14 protein-coding genes are annotated in these 14,031 nt (G+C 73.4%); 8 read left to right on the top strand and 6 right to left on the bottom strand.

Features of this window, described 5'->3' with window-relative positions:
- Window positions 1-272: 272 nt before the first annotated feature.
- Entirely contained in the window at window positions 273-458 is a 186-nt protein-coding gene (locus ACVWNX_RS01105; protein WP_454411938.1) for a hypothetical protein, read from the bottom strand.
- 40 nt (window positions 459-498) lie between these two features.
- On the opposite strand from ACVWNX_RS01105, the gene ACVWNX_RS01100 reads away from it, so the two are divergent.
- The 8 genes from ACVWNX_RS01100 to ACVWNX_RS01065 all read left to right on the top strand — a co-directional run bounded on the left by ACVWNX_RS01100 (window position 499) and on the right by ACVWNX_RS01065 (window position 8,399).
- Entirely contained in the window at window positions 499-852 is a 354-nt protein-coding gene (locus tag ACVWNX_RS01100) for an ArsR/SmtB family transcription factor (RefSeq protein WP_454411937.1), read from the top strand.
- 195 nt (window positions 853-1,047) lie between these two features.
- On the top strand, window positions 1,048-1,788 hold the full coding sequence (locus ACVWNX_RS01095; RefSeq protein WP_454411936.1) for an SAM-dependent methyltransferase: 741 nt from the start codon (window positions 1,048-1,050) through the stop codon (window positions 1,786-1,788).
- Between the two features lie 807 nt (window positions 1,789-2,595).
- Window positions 2,596-3,096: a DUF2617 family protein gene (locus tag ACVWNX_RS01090; RefSeq protein WP_454411935.1), complete on the top strand. Its 501-nt coding sequence runs from the start codon at window positions 2,596-2,598 to the stop codon at window positions 3,094-3,096.
- Window positions 3,093-3,500 (top strand): DUF4247 domain-containing protein, encoded by a 408-nt coding sequence (locus ACVWNX_RS01085; RefSeq protein WP_454411934.1) that lies wholly within the window; start codon window positions 3,093-3,095, stop codon window positions 3,498-3,500. Before ACVWNX_RS01090 ends, ACVWNX_RS01085 begins: the two co-directional genes overlap by 4 nt.
- A 158-nt stretch (window positions 3,501-3,658) precedes the next feature.
- Window positions 3,659-4,096, top strand: coding sequence for a DUF350 domain-containing protein (locus tag ACVWNX_RS01080; RefSeq protein ID WP_454411933.1), 438 nt, complete (start codon window positions 3,659-3,661; stop codon window positions 4,094-4,096).
- 4 nt (window positions 4,097-4,100) lie between these two features.
- On the top strand, window positions 4,101-5,750 hold the full coding sequence (locus ACVWNX_RS01075) for a polyamine aminopropyltransferase (RefSeq protein ID WP_454411932.1): 1,650 nt from the start codon (window positions 4,101-4,103) through the stop codon (window positions 5,748-5,750).
- Window positions 5,751-5,915: 165 nt separating this feature from the next.
- On the top strand, window positions 5,916-6,839 hold the full coding sequence (locus ACVWNX_RS01070) for a LysR family transcriptional regulator (protein WP_454411931.1): 924 nt from the start codon (window positions 5,916-5,918) through the stop codon (window positions 6,837-6,839).
- Window positions 6,840-7,019: 180 nt separating this feature from the next.
- Complete coding sequence (locus tag ACVWNX_RS01065; RefSeq protein WP_454411930.1) at window positions 7,020-8,399, top strand: FAD-binding oxidoreductase; 1,380 nt, start codon at window positions 7,020-7,022, stop codon at window positions 8,397-8,399.
- A gap of 36 nt (window positions 8,400-8,435) precedes the next feature.
- Here the strand turns inward: ACVWNX_RS01065 and ACVWNX_RS01060 are convergent, their stop codons facing one another.
- The 5 genes from ACVWNX_RS01060 to ACVWNX_RS01040 all read right to left on the bottom strand — a co-directional run bounded on the left by ACVWNX_RS01060 (window position 8,436) and on the right by ACVWNX_RS01040 (window position 14,008).
- Window positions 8,436-9,035: an N-acetylmuramoyl-L-alanine amidase gene (locus ACVWNX_RS01060; RefSeq protein ID WP_454411929.1), complete on the bottom strand. Its 600-nt coding sequence runs from the start codon at window positions 9,033-9,035 to the stop codon at window positions 8,436-8,438.
- A 202-nt stretch (window positions 9,036-9,237) separates the two neighbouring features.
- Complete coding sequence (locus ACVWNX_RS01055) at window positions 9,238-10,269, bottom strand: acetamidase/formamidase family protein (protein ID WP_454415035.1); 1,032 nt, start codon at window positions 10,267-10,269, stop codon at window positions 9,238-9,240.
- Between the two features lie 180 nt (window positions 10,270-10,449).
- A complete protein-coding gene (locus tag ACVWNX_RS01050) occupies window positions 10,450-11,538 on the bottom strand; it encodes an SDR family oxidoreductase (RefSeq protein ID WP_454411928.1) in 1,089 nt (362 codons plus the stop codon).
- 89 nt (window positions 11,539-11,627) lie between these two features.
- Complete coding sequence (locus tag ACVWNX_RS01045; RefSeq protein ID WP_454411927.1) at window positions 11,628-12,494, bottom strand: helix-turn-helix domain-containing protein; 867 nt, start codon at window positions 12,492-12,494, stop codon at window positions 11,628-11,630.
- Window positions 12,495-12,724: 230 nt separating this feature from the next.
- Entirely contained in the window at window positions 12,725-14,008 is a 1,284-nt protein-coding gene (locus tag ACVWNX_RS01040; RefSeq protein WP_454411926.1) for an SWIM zinc finger family protein, read from the bottom strand.
- Window positions 14,009-14,031: the final 23 nt, after the last annotated feature.

The following is a 14,031-nucleotide window of genomic DNA, read 5'->3' as shown; positions in this document are numbered from 1 at the left end:
GCCCGGTGGGGCGTCCGGGGCCGGATCATGCGCCCGGGTCGTGAGCCAACGGTGAGATCACGGTGAGACCGCCCTCATGGAAGCCGCTTCCCGGGGTCCGCGCGGCGCGTCGGGGCCTTGGCCCCGCTCCCGCTGACCGAGGTGGACGAATCCTTCGTCGTCCCTGTTCAAGGGGGTGATGTCCAGAGCGGGGAGAGGGTCCGGGAAAGCGGTGCGGCACCTGCCGGGGAGCGGAAAGGCCAACGGATCGTAAAATTGAAGAGTTCTGCAATTCACCAGATCGATTCGGCGCTGTGCCGGGGTGGGGAGAGGCCGTGAGCCTGTTCGCCGAGGAGGTCGTGGAGCGCGTCCGACGGGCCCGGACCCGGCTCCGGGAAGCGCTCGACACGGGTGACGCCCACGGCGTCGACCTCGCGCGCGAGGAAGTTGCGGACGCACTGCGTCTGGCGTGCGAGCATGGCATCAGCACGGGCGACACGGAGGACGGGTGAGCGGGCAGTGAACGCGGCGGTTCCGCTGTATCAGGCGAAGGCGGAGTTCTTCCGGATGCTGGGGCACCCGGTACGGATCCGGGTCCTGGAACTGCTCCAGGACGGCCCGACGCCGGTACGCGACCTGCTGGCGGAGATCGAGGTCGAGCCGTCCAACCTCTCCCAGCAGTTGGCGGTGCTGCGCCGCTCCGGCATCGTGACCGCCACCCGCGAGGGCTCCACCGTGGTGTACGCCCTGGCGGGCGGGGACGTCGCGGACCTGATGCGGGCCGCCCGGCGCATCCTCACCGAGATGCTCGCCGGACAGAACGAGTTGCTCACCGAACTGCGGGCCGCCGACGTCCGCGCGGACGCGCCCTGACGCCCCCTGACGCCCCCGCGTCCTCACGACGACCGGCGTTCCCCGTCCCCCTCGGTGACCGCCCGCCCCTCGCAGCACGGTTCCGGACGAGCGGGTCGCGCTTCTGGAAGCGGTGGCGCGTCCCGCGCGGCGGCTGACGGCTGAGCCGTCGGAAAAGCGGATGCGTCACCGACCGCCCGGTGCCAGGCTGCGCCGGTGGACCACGAAGAGATCTCCGCCCTCGCGCACACCGGCCATCCCGTCAAGGCCCCGCTCGACGACGACGCCGTGCGCCGTCTGCTGGACCGCGCGCTCCCCCGGGACGACGCACGCGTCCTCGACCTCGGCTGCGGCACCGCCGAGTGGCTGCTGCGCGCCCTCGCCGCCCACCCACGGTTGCGCGCCGAGGGCGTCGACACCTCGGCGGACGCGCTCGACCGGGCCGACGAGGCCGCGCGGGCCCTCGGGGTGCGCGACCGTCTCGTCCTGCACCACCGCCCGGTCGAGGGGTTCACCCCCGGGCACGCCTTCGACACGGTGCTCAGCGTGGGGGCGGCGCACGCCTTCGGCGGACTGCTCCCCACCCTGGCCGCCGCCCGCGCCCACCTCGCCCCCGGCGGGCGGGTCCTGGTCGGGGACGGCGTCTGGCGGGCCGAACCCACGAGCGAGGCGGTCGCGATGCTCGGGGACTTCGCCGATCTGGCCACCACCGTGGACCGGGTCACCGCCGACGGCTGGACCCCCGTGCACGGTCACGTCAGCTCCCGCCGGGAACTGGACGACTACGAGTGGGCGTGCTGGGGATCGCTCGCCTCCTGGGCCCTGGACCACCCCGACCATCCCGACAGCGCCGATGTCCTCACCACGGCGGACACCCGGCGCTCCGAGTGGCTGCGCTCGTACCGGGACTGCTGGGGCTTCCTCAGCCTCGTCCTGCGCCCCACGCCGCCCCGCTGACCACGCCCGCCACGCGGCGGGGTCCACGGACGGGATCTCCGCCGACGCCCGGCCGCAGCCATCGCGCAGCCCGGCCCGCCACCCCCGTGAGCGAGGTGTGACCGCTCCGGACCAGCCCGGACGAGCCGTCCCGGATCTCCGTCAACCAGTCGCCCGTCAGCTCCGGTTGGCCACTTCGCCCGTCACCGTCCAGCCCGTCGCGCCCGTCGCGCCCGTCCCCCGGGCCGCCGCCTCTCAAGCCCGTCGCGACCGTCGCCCTCAAGGTCATCGGACATGACCGGAACGGCAACGGCATCCGACCGGGCCCTCCCGCACGGGCGCCGCGCCGACGGGCCTTTCCGGCCCAACTCGCCGTTCGGGGAACGCGGACGGCGGTGTGGCGCACACCGCTCACGACCCCCGCGCCGCCGCCGGTCCCGCCCACGACCGCGCACCGCCCGCCCCACGGCCCGCCCCGCCCGTCCCGCCTCCGTGGTGCCACTGGAGTGCGACGGAACGCCCCGGTCCGGGTGTCCGCCCGGCCCCGCGCACGCTCCGCCGACCGTCCTCAGGGCCCGCTCCGACCCGGCGCGGCACACGTCGCGGGCGCACGGCCAACGCGTGCGCGCCCAGCGGGCTCCCGCCACATCCACCGGACCGCCGCCCGTGACGGCGGGGATTTGTAGCATACTCAGCGGGAATTTCCGTACGAGCACATGAACCGGGGGACCACGTGACGTTCGAGGCCGCCGCCCTTGGGGCGGCGCCGCGAGGAGCGGCGACCGAGAGCCGGAAGGCCGTGCCGTCGGCGCGGCGGGACCGCTCCGCATGAGCGGCGGCTCGGGCATAGCGCTCGCGACCCCCTATCTGGACACCGACGCCGACCAGCTCGCGTTCTCCCTCGGGGAGGACGAACTCCCGGCGCTCGCGACGCGCGAGCTGACGGTCGGCGGTGTCGACGTCCGCCTCCGGCTCCTCGGCGCGTCCCACCAGGTGGCCGCCGGTCCGGTCCGGGAGACGGTGGCCTGTCTGCCCGGCACGGAGGGCGGTCTACCGGACACCGCCCGGGCCCTCGACGGCTGGGAGTACCGCTTCGAGGCCCGGACCAGGACCCTCACCCCCCGGGCGTTCAGCGCCGAGGTGGACCGGGTGCGCCGGATGTCCGACGGGCACCCCCGGTCGCTGTACGGCATCTTCCCCGGTGCGCCCGAAGCGGTCACCGCGCTGGTCGCGGACCCGCTGGCCGGGGGCGTCGGCTGGCGCACCTGGCACACCTACCCGCAGAGCCGCCGGATCGTGGCGACGCGCACCCGGCTGGAGGCCCGATGAAGACCGTACGACGCGTCAGTGCCCTGCTCCTCGCCGTGGCGGCGCTCGCCGCCTGCTCCGACGACGGGGACGACGAGGCCAACTCCGTCCCCTACCAGTGGATCAGGAGCGAGTACACCGCAGTGCCGCTCGGATACGTCGACCCCGAGGACGCGCCGGGCACCGTCGCCGACGAGATCGACCGCAACACCCCCGCGTGGTCCCGTGGCGTGCGCGGCGGCACGGTCTTCCTCCGCTACCTCGACGACATCGTCGCCATCACGCCCCACGCGCGCCGGGGCAGCCAGATCGAGATCAGCGACTACCGCACCGGCTACCACCGCTGGAGCGGGAAACTGCCCTCCCACTGGCCGCACCCGGACAGCGACGCGTTCCGTGGCGGGGGCCCGGGCTCCGGCAAGTGACCCGGTCCTCGCGACCGCCGGTCCCGACGACCGGCTCCGACCACCGCCCCTGACGGCCGCTCTTCCCCCGGGCGGTTCCCTGGAGGCGGCCCTCCCGGAGACCGCTCCCCGGGCGCCGGAGCGGCGCTTCCCCAACCCACCCATCGAAAGGCACCACCGTGACAGGGATATTCGAGTCGGCGGGCACCGCCCTGCTCTACGGACTCGTCGGCTTCGTCGTGATGGCGGTGGGCTTCCTCGCCCTCGACCTCGTCACCCCGGGCAAGCTCTTCCACGTGGTGTGGACCGAACGCAACCGTGGCGCCGCCGTCCTGCTCGCCGGTCAGACGCTCGCCATCGGCCTCGTCATCGAGCGGTCCATCATGGCCAGCGAATCCGAACTCGGCCTCGGCCACGGCCTGTTCAGCACACTCCTCTACGGGTTGTCCGGGGTGGTCGTCATGACGCTCATCTCCTGTGTCGTCGGGCTGCTGACCCCCGGCCGGATGGGCGCCGTGGTCCTGGAGGACACCGACGGACGCCCCCACCCCGCCGCCTGGGTCCAGTCGGCGATGTACCTCGGCACGGCCTTCATGGTCGGCGCCGCCGTCTCCTGACCCCGTGAGCACCGACACCGGTACCGGCGGCGGTACCGACACCGGGGCGGCGGACACCGGCGACACCCCCCGCCCCGCCGGAGCGGCGCCGACCGGCCCGGGGCACGGCCCCCGGTCCCGGGGCGCGCGGTTCCTGCTGCTGTTCGCGGTCTTCGTCTGCGCCGCCTGCGGTCTGACCTACGAGCTGGCCCTCACCGCGCTCGGCAGCTACCTCATCGGCAACTCGGTGACCCAGACCTCCGTGGTGCTGTCCGTCATGGTCTTCGCCATGGGGATCGGCTCGCTGGCCGCCAAACCCCTCCAGAAACGCGCGGTCGGTGGATTCGCCCTGGTGGAGGGGATGCTCGCGCTCGTCGGCGGGCTCTCCGTGCTCATCCTGTACATGGCGTTCGCCTGGCTGCGGATCTACATGCCCGCCATGGTGGTCGTCTCGTTCGTGGTCGGACTGCTCATCGGCGCCGAGATCCCCCTGCTGATGACGCTCCTCCAGCGGATCAGACGGCAGGAGGCGGGCAGCGCCGTCGCGGACATGTTCGCGGTCGACTACATCGGAGCCCTGGTCGGCGGCCTCGCCTTCCCGTTCCTGCTGCTGCCCGCCTTCGGCCAGCTCCGGGGCGCGTTGGTGGTGGGGGCGGTCAATGCCACCGCCGGGGTCGTGGTGGTGCTGTGGATCTTCCGCCGGGAAGTCCGGCGGATCGTCCGCGTCGCCCTGCTCACCGGTATGGCCGTCGTCCTCGCCGTCCTCGGCGCGGTCTACGTCCTGGCCGACGACATCGAGGTGAGCGCCCGTCAGCAGCTCTACCGCGATCCCATCGTCCACGCCGAGACCACTCCGTACCAGGACATCGTCATCACCCGGTCCCGGGCGTTCACGGGCGAGCCGGACACCCGGCTGTTCCTCAACGGCGACCTCCAGTTCTCCTCGGTGGACGAGTACCGCTACCACGAGGCACTGGTCCACCCCGCGCTGTCCGGGCCCCGCGCGTCCGTACTGATCCTGGGCGGCGGTGACGCGCTCGCCCTCCGGGAGGTCCTGCGCTACGACGACGTCACCCACGTCACCCTGGTCGACCTCGACCCCGCCATGACCCGGCTGGCCCGCGACTTCGCCCCGCTGGCCGAGTTGAACGACGGCGCCATCGACGATCCACGGGTCACCACCGTCCACGCCGACGCCTTCAACTGGCTGCGCGACGCGACCCGTCGCTACGACGCCGTCGTCATCGACTTCCCCGATCCCGACACCGCCGCCCTCGCCAAGCTGTACAGCGTGGAGTTCTACCATCTGCTCGGCCGCGTCCTCACCCCCCGCAGCAGGGTCCTCGTCCAGGGCGGCTCCCCGTTCTTCGCCCCCGACACCTACTGGTCCATCGGCCGGACGATCACCGAAGCGGGCTACACGACCACCCCCTACCAGGTGGACGTGCCCAGCTTCGGCAACTGGGGCTTCTTCCTCGCCGTTCCCGGCGCCGACGGCGCCCGGCCCCCGCTGCGCCTCGCCCCCGACGCCCCGCGACTGCGGTTCCTGGACGCCGCCGTGCTGCGGGCGGCCACCGTCTTCCCCGTCGACCGGCGCCCACGGAAGGTACGGGCCAGCACCCTGATGGACCCCGCCGTCCTCGAATACTCCCGCCACGAATGGCGGGACTACTGACGCGCGCCCGGCGCCCGGAACGCCCCGTCCCCGAACGCGTGCGCCCGCCCGCTTTCCCCGGCCGTCCGCACGGCGCTCGCGGCAGTCCCGCGAGCAGCCCCCACCCCCACGCGAGCGGTTCACGGACCGTGCCCCCACCGGGGAGGCCCGTACTAGCCTGTCCTCATGGAGCTGCGGCAACTGGAGTACTTCGTGGCGGTGGCCGAAGAGGCGAGCTTCACCAAGGCGGCCGCGCGCCTGTACGTGGCCCAGCCCGGGGTCAGCGCGCAGATACGGCGGCTGGAACGCGAACTGGGCCATGAACTCCTGGACCGTTCGGGCCGGGGCGTCCGGCTCACCGAGGTCGGAACGGCGGTCCTCGCACACGCCCGCACGGCGCTCGCCTCCGTGGCCTCGGTACGGCTCGTCGCGGACGAGTTCGCCGCGCTGGCGCGGGGACGGATCTCGGTGGGGACGGTGCGCTCCTGCCCCGGACTCGATCTGCCCACCGTGCTCGCGGGCTTCCACGAGCGCCATCCGGCCGTGGAGGTCGTGCTCGCGGAGGAGAACTCCGACGTCCTGCTGGAGGGCGTCCGCTCCGGACGGTTCGACGTGGCCGTCGTCGCGCTGACCGCCCGGACACCGCCGGACGTCACCCTCGACGTCTTCGTGGACGAACCCCTCGTCCTCGCCGTCCACCCCGACGACCCCCTCGCCGCCCGGTCCTCGGTGACGGCCGACGCCCTGCGCGACCGACCGCTCGTCAGCCTGCCCCGGGGCACCGGCATCCGCGCCTGCCTCGACGAGGTCTGCGCCGCCGCCGGGTTCGCCCCGCGCATCGCCTTCGAGACCGGTGACCCCGAGATCCTGGCCGGGCTCGCGGCGCGCGGCCTCGGGGCCGCCCTGCTGCCCCGCTCGCTGGCCGCCCTCCACCCCGGGACGCTCCACACGCTCCGCCTCGGGCCCGAGGAGCCGCGCGGACGGATGGCCGTCGCCTGGCGCGCCGAGGGCCCGATCGGCCCTGCGGCCCGGGCCTTCGTTCGGCACGCCCGACGCGTCTGGACGACCGCCCGGACCGACCAGGGAGACCGGGAACCGAACCCCGTCTGACCTCCGCCCCCGACGGCGTCCGACCGCCCCACCGCGATAAGCGAGGCTTCTGCCGGAGAGCAGCATCCGGTCTTGGACTTCGCTCCGCCCCCGGCCGAGGATGATCCAAAAGCGCGGAACGGGGTCCGGCCAGGTCCGGGCCGCGCGCCCCGCGCGCCACCACGACGAGGGGCTGACCGGATGACCACCGAGGGCACGGCGCACACCTTCTCCTCACTGAGGGGCATGGTCCGGGGGCGGGTACTGCGCCCGGGGGACGAGGGCTACGACGACGAACGGAGCGGCTTCCAGACCGGCTTCCGCCACCGCCCGGCGGTGATCGTGAGCGCCCTCGGCCCCGAGGACGTCCAGGCCGCCGTACGCTACGCCGCCGCCCGGGGCCTACCGGTCGCGGTCCAGTCCACCGGACACGGGATCACCGTCCCCGACGAGGGAGGGCTCCTCGTCCGCACCGACCGGATGACCGGGGTCACCGTGGACCCCGGTACCCGGCGCGCGCGGATCGAGGCCGGAGCCCGCTGGCACCAGGTCGTCGAACGGGCCGGACCGTACGGACTGGCCCCGCCCAGCGGTTCCGCCGGACACGTCGGGGTCATGGGCTACACCCTCGCCGGGGGAATGGGACTGCTCGCGCGTGAGTTCGGCTACGCGGCCGACCGGGTGCGTGCCCTGGAGGTGGTCACCGCCGACGGCGCGCTGCGCCGGGTGACGGCCGGGAGCGAACCCGATCTGTTCTGGGCCCTGCGCGGCGGCCGGGACAACTTCGGGATCGTCACCAGCCTGGAGATCGACCTCCTTCCCGTGGAACGTGTCTACGGCGGTGGGGTGTTCTTCGGTTCCGAGCACGCCGGGGCGGTGATGTCCTTCTTCCGGGAGTGGACGGCCCGGGCACCGGAGAACGTGACCGCTTCGCTGGGCACCATCGGCTGTCCACCAATCGACGTCTTCCCCGAGCCCCTGCGCGGACGGCACGTGGTCCATGTGCGGTTCACCACCACCGACCTCGCCGGAGGTCCCGGACTGGCCCGTCCCTGGTCCCGGGTGGCGCCGGTCCTGCTGGACCACTTCGGGGAACTGCCCTACCGGGAGACGGGATCGGTCTACCGGGAACCGGACTTCGCCCACGCCTACGACGGCAACAGCGTGCTGCTGCGCGAGCTGGACCCCGCGGTGCTCGACGCGGTCCGGGAGCTGGCCGGGCCCCGGGCCGCGGTGCCGTGCGTCGTGGACCTGCGCCACCTCGGCGGTGCCCTGGCCCGTCCCCCCGCCGTGCCGAACGCGGTGTCCTTCCGGGAGGCCGCGTACATCCTGCGGGTGCTGTCCCCGGCCGACGGCGTGGACCTGGCCGAGGTGCGCGCCGCGCACCGGCGGCTGGACGACGCCGTCGCGCCCTGGACCCTGGGCCGGTCACCCAACTTCGTCTACGGCGAACGGTCCCCGGGCGACTTCCGGTCCGAGCTGCACGAGAAGCCCGTCCTGGAGCGGCTCGCCGGGATCAAAGCCGTGTACGACCCCGCCAACGTCTTCCGGCGCAATCTGAACGTCGAGCCCGTCGGCTGATCCCCCTCTCCCTTTCCCAGGACGGCCCGGTCGGGCTCAGGACAGTTCGACCAGCCGCATGTACCGCGACCAGTCCCACAGCGGTCCGGGGTCCGTGTGGTCGGCTCCCGGCACCTCGTTGTGGCCGATGACGTGCTGTCGGTCGCGGGGGATGCCGTACTTCTCGCAGAGGGCGGCCGTCAGGGCCGCCGACCGGATGTAGAGGGCGTCGGTGAAGTACTCGGGCCGGTCCACCCAGCCCTCGTGCTCGATGCCGATGCTGCGGGTGTTGTGGTTCCAGTTGCCCGCGTGCCACCCGATGTCCCGCTCGCGGACGCACTGGGCGATGTGTCCGTCCAGGGAGCGCACCACGTAGTGCGCGGACACCTTCCGGGCGGGATTCTGGAAGATCGCCAGGGTGTCGGACCAGGTCTCCTGGGTCACATGGACGACGACGCGGTCGATGGTGTGACTGGTGGGCCGGTTCGCCGCCGTGTAGTTGGACGTGCTCGCGGGCGCGGACTCGGCCGCCGGGTAGTCGACGGCCTGGGGGCGGGCGAAGGCCCGGGAAGGCGGCAGCGCGGCCATCGGCAGCGCGGCGAGGGCGGCCCCGTACAGGAGCCGTCGTCGGCTCGGGACACGGTCGGGTGGTTGCATGGCTCTCCTGCCTCTCGGTTGGCGATCGGGTGTGCGGACGAGAACGAGGACGAGGACCTGGACGGTGGGCAGGGCCCGTGGCGGGAGGACGGCGTGGCCGCTGGACGCGGGGGAGGCCAACACCGGGGTCGGGTGTCAGGGGCCTTGGACGGTGGGCCCGGCGGCACCGGATCCACGCCGCCGGGGGAGGGGTGACAGAGGGTCAGCCGGTCGTTCCACCGGTCCGCGGAAGGGTGGCGGCGATCTCCCGCAGTCTGGTGTGCAGACCCCGGTGAGTCTCCCGTACCGGCAGCCACTCCTTGCGGATCTTCGCGACACAGGTGTAGTTGGTGTCGCAGACGTTGGCCACGGGAGACTCGACCGTCTGGGTGACGAACTGGTAGGCGTCGAGCTCGCTGAACCCGTAGTCACGCACCAGCCACCGCACCAGGTCGAGTTGGGAGATGCGGAAGGCGTCTTCCAGGGGGCGGGCGGAGCCCGTGGAGATGATGTGGGTGTCCGACTCCAGCCGGGGCCACGGGGTGGACACCCCCTTGAGGAGTTCGACGATGATCACGGTGTTCATGGCGCACTCGACGGCCACCCCGCAGGTCTCGCCCTCGCCCTGCCGGGCGTGCCCGTCACCGAGGCTCAGCAGGGCTCCCTCGACGTTCACCCCGAGGTAGCAGGTGACGCCCGCGCGCATTTCCGGGGTGTCCATGTTGCCGCCGTGCGCGTCCGGGGCCAGGGCCGAACGCACCTCCAGGTTGGCGGGCGCGACGCCGACGGTGCCGTGCATCGGGTCCATCGGGAGGTCGATCCGCAGATCGCTCTCCCTCGCCTGGAACGTCGCGGTCCGCCGCTCCCGGTCGAGCTGCCATATCCAGACGGTCTCCGGCAGCGGGGCCTGGAGCGAGGCCGTCGCCGACGTCGAGGTGAGCGCCCCGAAGAGCGGCACCGTGGTGGAAGCGGCCCAGTCCCGCGCGGGTTCGATCGACACGAAGTGCACGGCCACCGTGTCGCCGGGTTCGGCGCCCTCCACGTAGAACGGACCGGTCTGCGGGTTGAGGTAGGGGAACTCGCACACCTGGGACACGAGGTCCTTCTCCGATCGCACCCGCCCGCCGAAACAGTCCTCGGTGAAGACGTCCAGCACCGTGCCGGGGGTGATGCGGGCGAAAGGAGCGGCACCGCCGAACGTCCAGGCGTACTCGCCCGGCTCGGGACGGACCGTGATCATCCGGGGGTCGCTCATCGCGGCACTGCTCCTCATCGTCGATCTCGTACGGCGGGCCAGAGACGGCCTCGCTGGTGCAAAGGTACGGCCGCTGAAGATCGGAGCGGAAGGCCGTTCGACACATCTGGGGACAGCGGTGGGAATGTGGATAACTCCGACACTCGAACGGGTGAATGACATCCGGTTGGCCGGAGCGGGTCACCCCGGGACGACCCGCTCCCTCCGCAGGGTGTCGAAGAGCCCGGCGAACGACGTCAGCGTGTCCACGTAGTCGGTGAACCCCGCCGCGCGGCTGCGTGACATGTCGGTGAAGCACTCGACGGGCCGGTTCAGGTCGGCGTCCGTGTGCCACCAGGACGCGACACGGGCGAGGTCCGGTTCGACCAGGCGCTCCCGCGCCGCGAGTGTCCGCCACCGGCCGGCCCCGTCCGCCATCTGCCGTGCCAGGGGCCGTGGGCGGTCCGCGTACCCCTCCGCCTCGACGCCCAGCAGCTCCCCGAGGCGCGGCCACATCCAGCGCCAGCGGAAGGTGTCCCCGTTGGCGGCGTTGTACGCCTGGCTGGGCAGCCCCCGGGTCGTCGCGGCCCAGACCATCTGCCGGGCGAGGAGCCCGGCGTCGGTCATGTCCGTGACGCCGTTCCACTGCGTCTCGTTGCCGGGGAAGACGAAGGGCCTGCCCTCCTCCCGGCACAGGGCCGCCTGCGCCGCCAGCGTCGTCCCCATGTTCATGGCGTTGCCCACGGCGTGACCGATCACCGTGTGCGGCCGGTGGACGCTCCACGCGAATCCGTACCGCTCGGCGGCCCGCCACAGTTCGTCCTCCTGAGCGTAGTAGAAGTTCGGGGCCGACAGCCGGGGCGCGCTCTCCCGGAAGGGAGTGTCGCCGATCTCGCCGAGGCCGTACGCGTCGAAGGGGCCCACGTAGTGCTTGACCCCGGTCACCAGCGCGGTGTGGCGCAGCCGCCCCGGACCGGCCGCCACGTCCAGGACGTCACGCACCATGGCGGAGTTCACGGCGATGTTCTCGGCCTCGGTCGCTCGTGGACTCCACGCGGTGAGGAACACATGGGTGGGGGCCAGACCGGCCAGCGCCGTCCGCAGGGATTCCGGGTCCGTCAGGTCCGCGCTCAGGGACCGCACGCCGTTCCGGGGCGCCGGAGCCCGCCGGGACAGGCTCACGACCGGCCACCCCCGTTCCGTGAGTTCTCCGCAGACGGCACGGCCGGTGATGCCCGTTCCGCCGACGACGAGGGCGAGCGGAGAGGCCGAAGGGTCCTGGAGGTGCATGGGTTTCTCCTGTGAGAGGGCAGGGAGGGGCGCCGGGCGCCGGTCGGGGCCCGGTGGGTCGGTGTGGTGCCGCCGTCTCCGGCGGGCGGTCAGCGGGTCGGCGGGGCCGGAGGCGGAGTCAGCGCGGAGAGGAGGGCGAGGGCGTCGGCGGACGCGGTGCCGGGTTCGGCGGTGAAGATCTCCATGCGGCAGTCGGGGCTGTCCGGCTGGAGCCACACCTGGTAGGCGAGCGTCAGACGCCCGACCTCCGGATGGTTCAGCCGACGGGTGCCGAAGGTGCAGTCGCGCACGTGTCGCATCGACCAGAGAGCCGTGAACTCGGGACTCTTCACCATGAGTTCACCGATCAGGGCGGCGAGCAGCGGATCGTCCGGATGGCGCCCGGCGACCAGCCGGAGGTATCCCACATGGGTCCTCGCATGGCCCTCCCAGTCCGCTTCCAGCTCCCGGGCGCGGGGGTCGAGGAAGAGCGCCCGGGACAGCGACGGCCGTCGCGCGGGATCCCGTGGCGCGTCCGGGGCGAGATGACCGGCGAGCAACGCGTGACCGAGCGGATTCCAGGCCAGTACGTCGTTGCGGCGCCCCAGCAGGACCGCGGGCAGCCCGGGCAGGGAGTCGAGCAGGGCGAGCGTCCGGGGGTGGGGCTCTTCGGGTGCCGGGGCGTGACTGGGGGAGCCCTGCGGGGCACGGGCGAGGTCGTACAGATGGGCGCGCTCGGTCCCGTCCAGGCGCAGCGCCCGGGCGAGGGCGTCGAGGACGGAGTCCGAGGCGTTCCTACTGTGTCCCTGTTCCAGCCTGGTGTAGTAGGCGACGCTCACTCCGGCGAGCCGCGCCAACTCCTCGCGGCGCAGCCCCGGCACGCGTCGGCTCGTCTTCGCGGTGGCGATCCCCACGCTCTCGGGAACGGTTCCGGCGCGCCGTGAGTGAAGGAATTCGCCCAGGTCAGTGGGGTTCATACGGCGAGCGTACGGCGCGGTGCGCGGGTGCGGGCCCCCTCAGGGTGTCCCTGCGAGTGGTCGGCTGGGCACCTGGCGGGTGCCTCCGCCGACCACCGCCACCGCCCGACCGCCGGGTCGGTCGCGCGGGAGGTCGGACGGCGGGCGGCCCGGCGGGCCGTCGGCGGCGGGCGGGAAGGGCCCGGGGCAGCGGGCCGGGAGGGAACGGGGCCGGCGGCCGTGGGCGGACCTCATTCGGCGCCCACCGCCGTGGCGAGGGCGGTGGCGGGATCCTGCGCGACCGGTCCGGCGGGCGCCCACCGTCCGTCCTCGTGGCGGAACGGCCACCACCGGCCGTCCGCGTCGATCCGGATCTGTGCCCGCGCGTCCTCCGTCGTCCAGCGGTTCCCCGTCGCGCTCAGCACCGGCCGGTCGTCCTCTTCCCACGCCGCGTCCACCATCGAGCGGGCCCGCGCCTCCCGGGCCGCGTCGGGCGTCCACTCCTCCTCCAGCGCCGCCACCGCGCCGGGGCCCCCGTACCGCCAGGCCCGCGCCGCGAGGGCCAGCTCCTCCCCGCTCCGTCCGGAGACGGCCGACAACCGTGCCGTCGTGGTCCCGTCCGCGTCCCCCGCGGCGAGCCGCACGGCGTCCCGCTCCACCGTGAGTGCCTCCGGTACCGGTTCCTCCCCGTGCCCGGGCGAGAGGGCCCGGGCGAGCAGCCGGTGCGCCTCGGCGGCGGTCCGGAGGGCCAGGAACTCCAGTGCCTCGGGGCGCACCCCCAGGGCGGGCGCGGCCTCCGTCTCCAGGGACGGCGGAGTGCCCGGCTCCCCGGGCAGCCCGGGGAGTTCCGGCAGGGGCGGCAGCAGACATCCGGTGGCGAACGCCTCCACGGCGTCCACGCCCTCCGCCCTCCCCGGAGCCCCGGGAGCCTGCGAGGGCTCCGCGCGTGAGGCGGTCCGCACCTGCAACTGGTCCAGCACCTCGCGCTCCCCGCGTCCGCGCATCAGCAGCAGGACGAACGGGTCCTGGTCCAGGATCCGCCCCACCTGGTAACTGAGGGCCGCCGTGTGACCGCACTGGTCCCACGCCCCGCAGTCGCACTCGGGCTCCAGATCGCCGATGCCCGGCAGCAGTTCCACCCCGACCGCCGCGGCGTCCTCCACGAGGTGCGGCGGCATGTCCCGGTCCAACAGCGCGGCGATGTGTCCCGCGCGGTCCACGGTCACGTCCAGGAAACGGTCCCACTCGTTGTCCCCGAGCCGTTGGAGCAGCACGTCGGAACGGTGCGCCGTCCCGTCGCGGTCCCGCACCACGCCCGTGATGCGTCCGGGGCGCACGGTCACCGCGCCCACGGCTCCCGCGCGCGCGAGCGCGCGCCCCGCCTTCAACTGGTTCGCGTCGAGGGCGGTGTCCTCCAGGGCCCTGAGCCAGGTCCGTCCCCACCACGTCACCGCGAACCCCCTGCCCCGCGCGGGCGGCAGCGCGGAGAACGTCCGCTCCTCGTCGCCCGCCGGGAAACCGTCGTGGTCACTCATCCGCGTCCCGTCCCTCTCCTCGT

It is taken from the genome of Streptomyces sp. JNUCC 64 (assembly GCF_054484115.1).
This window is presented reverse-complemented; position numbering and strand designations above follow the sequence as displayed.

Excerpts from the sequence above, each read along its gene's own strand:
- ACVWNX_RS01105 (WP_454411938.1), bottom strand. The coding sequence starts at position 458 with ATGCTCGCACGCCAGACGCAGTGCGTCCGCAACTTCCTCGCGCGCGAG.
- ACVWNX_RS01050 (WP_454411928.1), bottom strand. The coding sequence starts at position 11,538 with ATGCACCTCCAGGACCCTTCGGCCTCTCCGCTCGCCCTCGTCGTCGGC.
- ACVWNX_RS01055 (WP_454415035.1), bottom strand. The coding sequence starts at position 10,269 with ATGAGCGACCCCCGGATGATCACGGTCCGTCCCGAGCCGGGCGAGTAC.
- ACVWNX_RS01070 (WP_454411931.1), top strand. The coding sequence starts at position 5,916 with ATGGAGCTGCGGCAACTGGAGTACTTCGTGGCGGTGGCCGAAGAGGCG.
- ACVWNX_RS01060 (WP_454411929.1), bottom strand. The coding sequence starts at position 9,035 with ATGCAACCACCCGACCGTGTCCCGAGCCGACGACGGCTCCTGTACGGG.
- ACVWNX_RS01085 (WP_454411934.1), top strand. The coding sequence starts at position 3,093 with ATGAAGACCGTACGACGCGTCAGTGCCCTGCTCCTCGCCGTGGCGGCG.
- ACVWNX_RS01040 (WP_454411926.1), bottom strand. The coding sequence starts at position 14,008 with ATGAGTGACCACGACGGTTTCCCGGCGGGCGACGAGGAGCGGACGTTC.
- ACVWNX_RS01090 (WP_454411935.1), top strand. The coding sequence starts at position 2,596 with ATGAGCGGCGGCTCGGGCATAGCGCTCGCGACCCCCTATCTGGACACC.
- ACVWNX_RS01065 (WP_454411930.1), top strand. The coding sequence starts at position 7,020 with ATGACCACCGAGGGCACGGCGCACACCTTCTCCTCACTGAGGGGCATG.
- ACVWNX_RS01045 (WP_454411927.1), bottom strand. The coding sequence starts at position 12,494 with ATGAACCCCACTGACCTGGGCGAATTCCTTCACTCACGGCGCGCCGGA.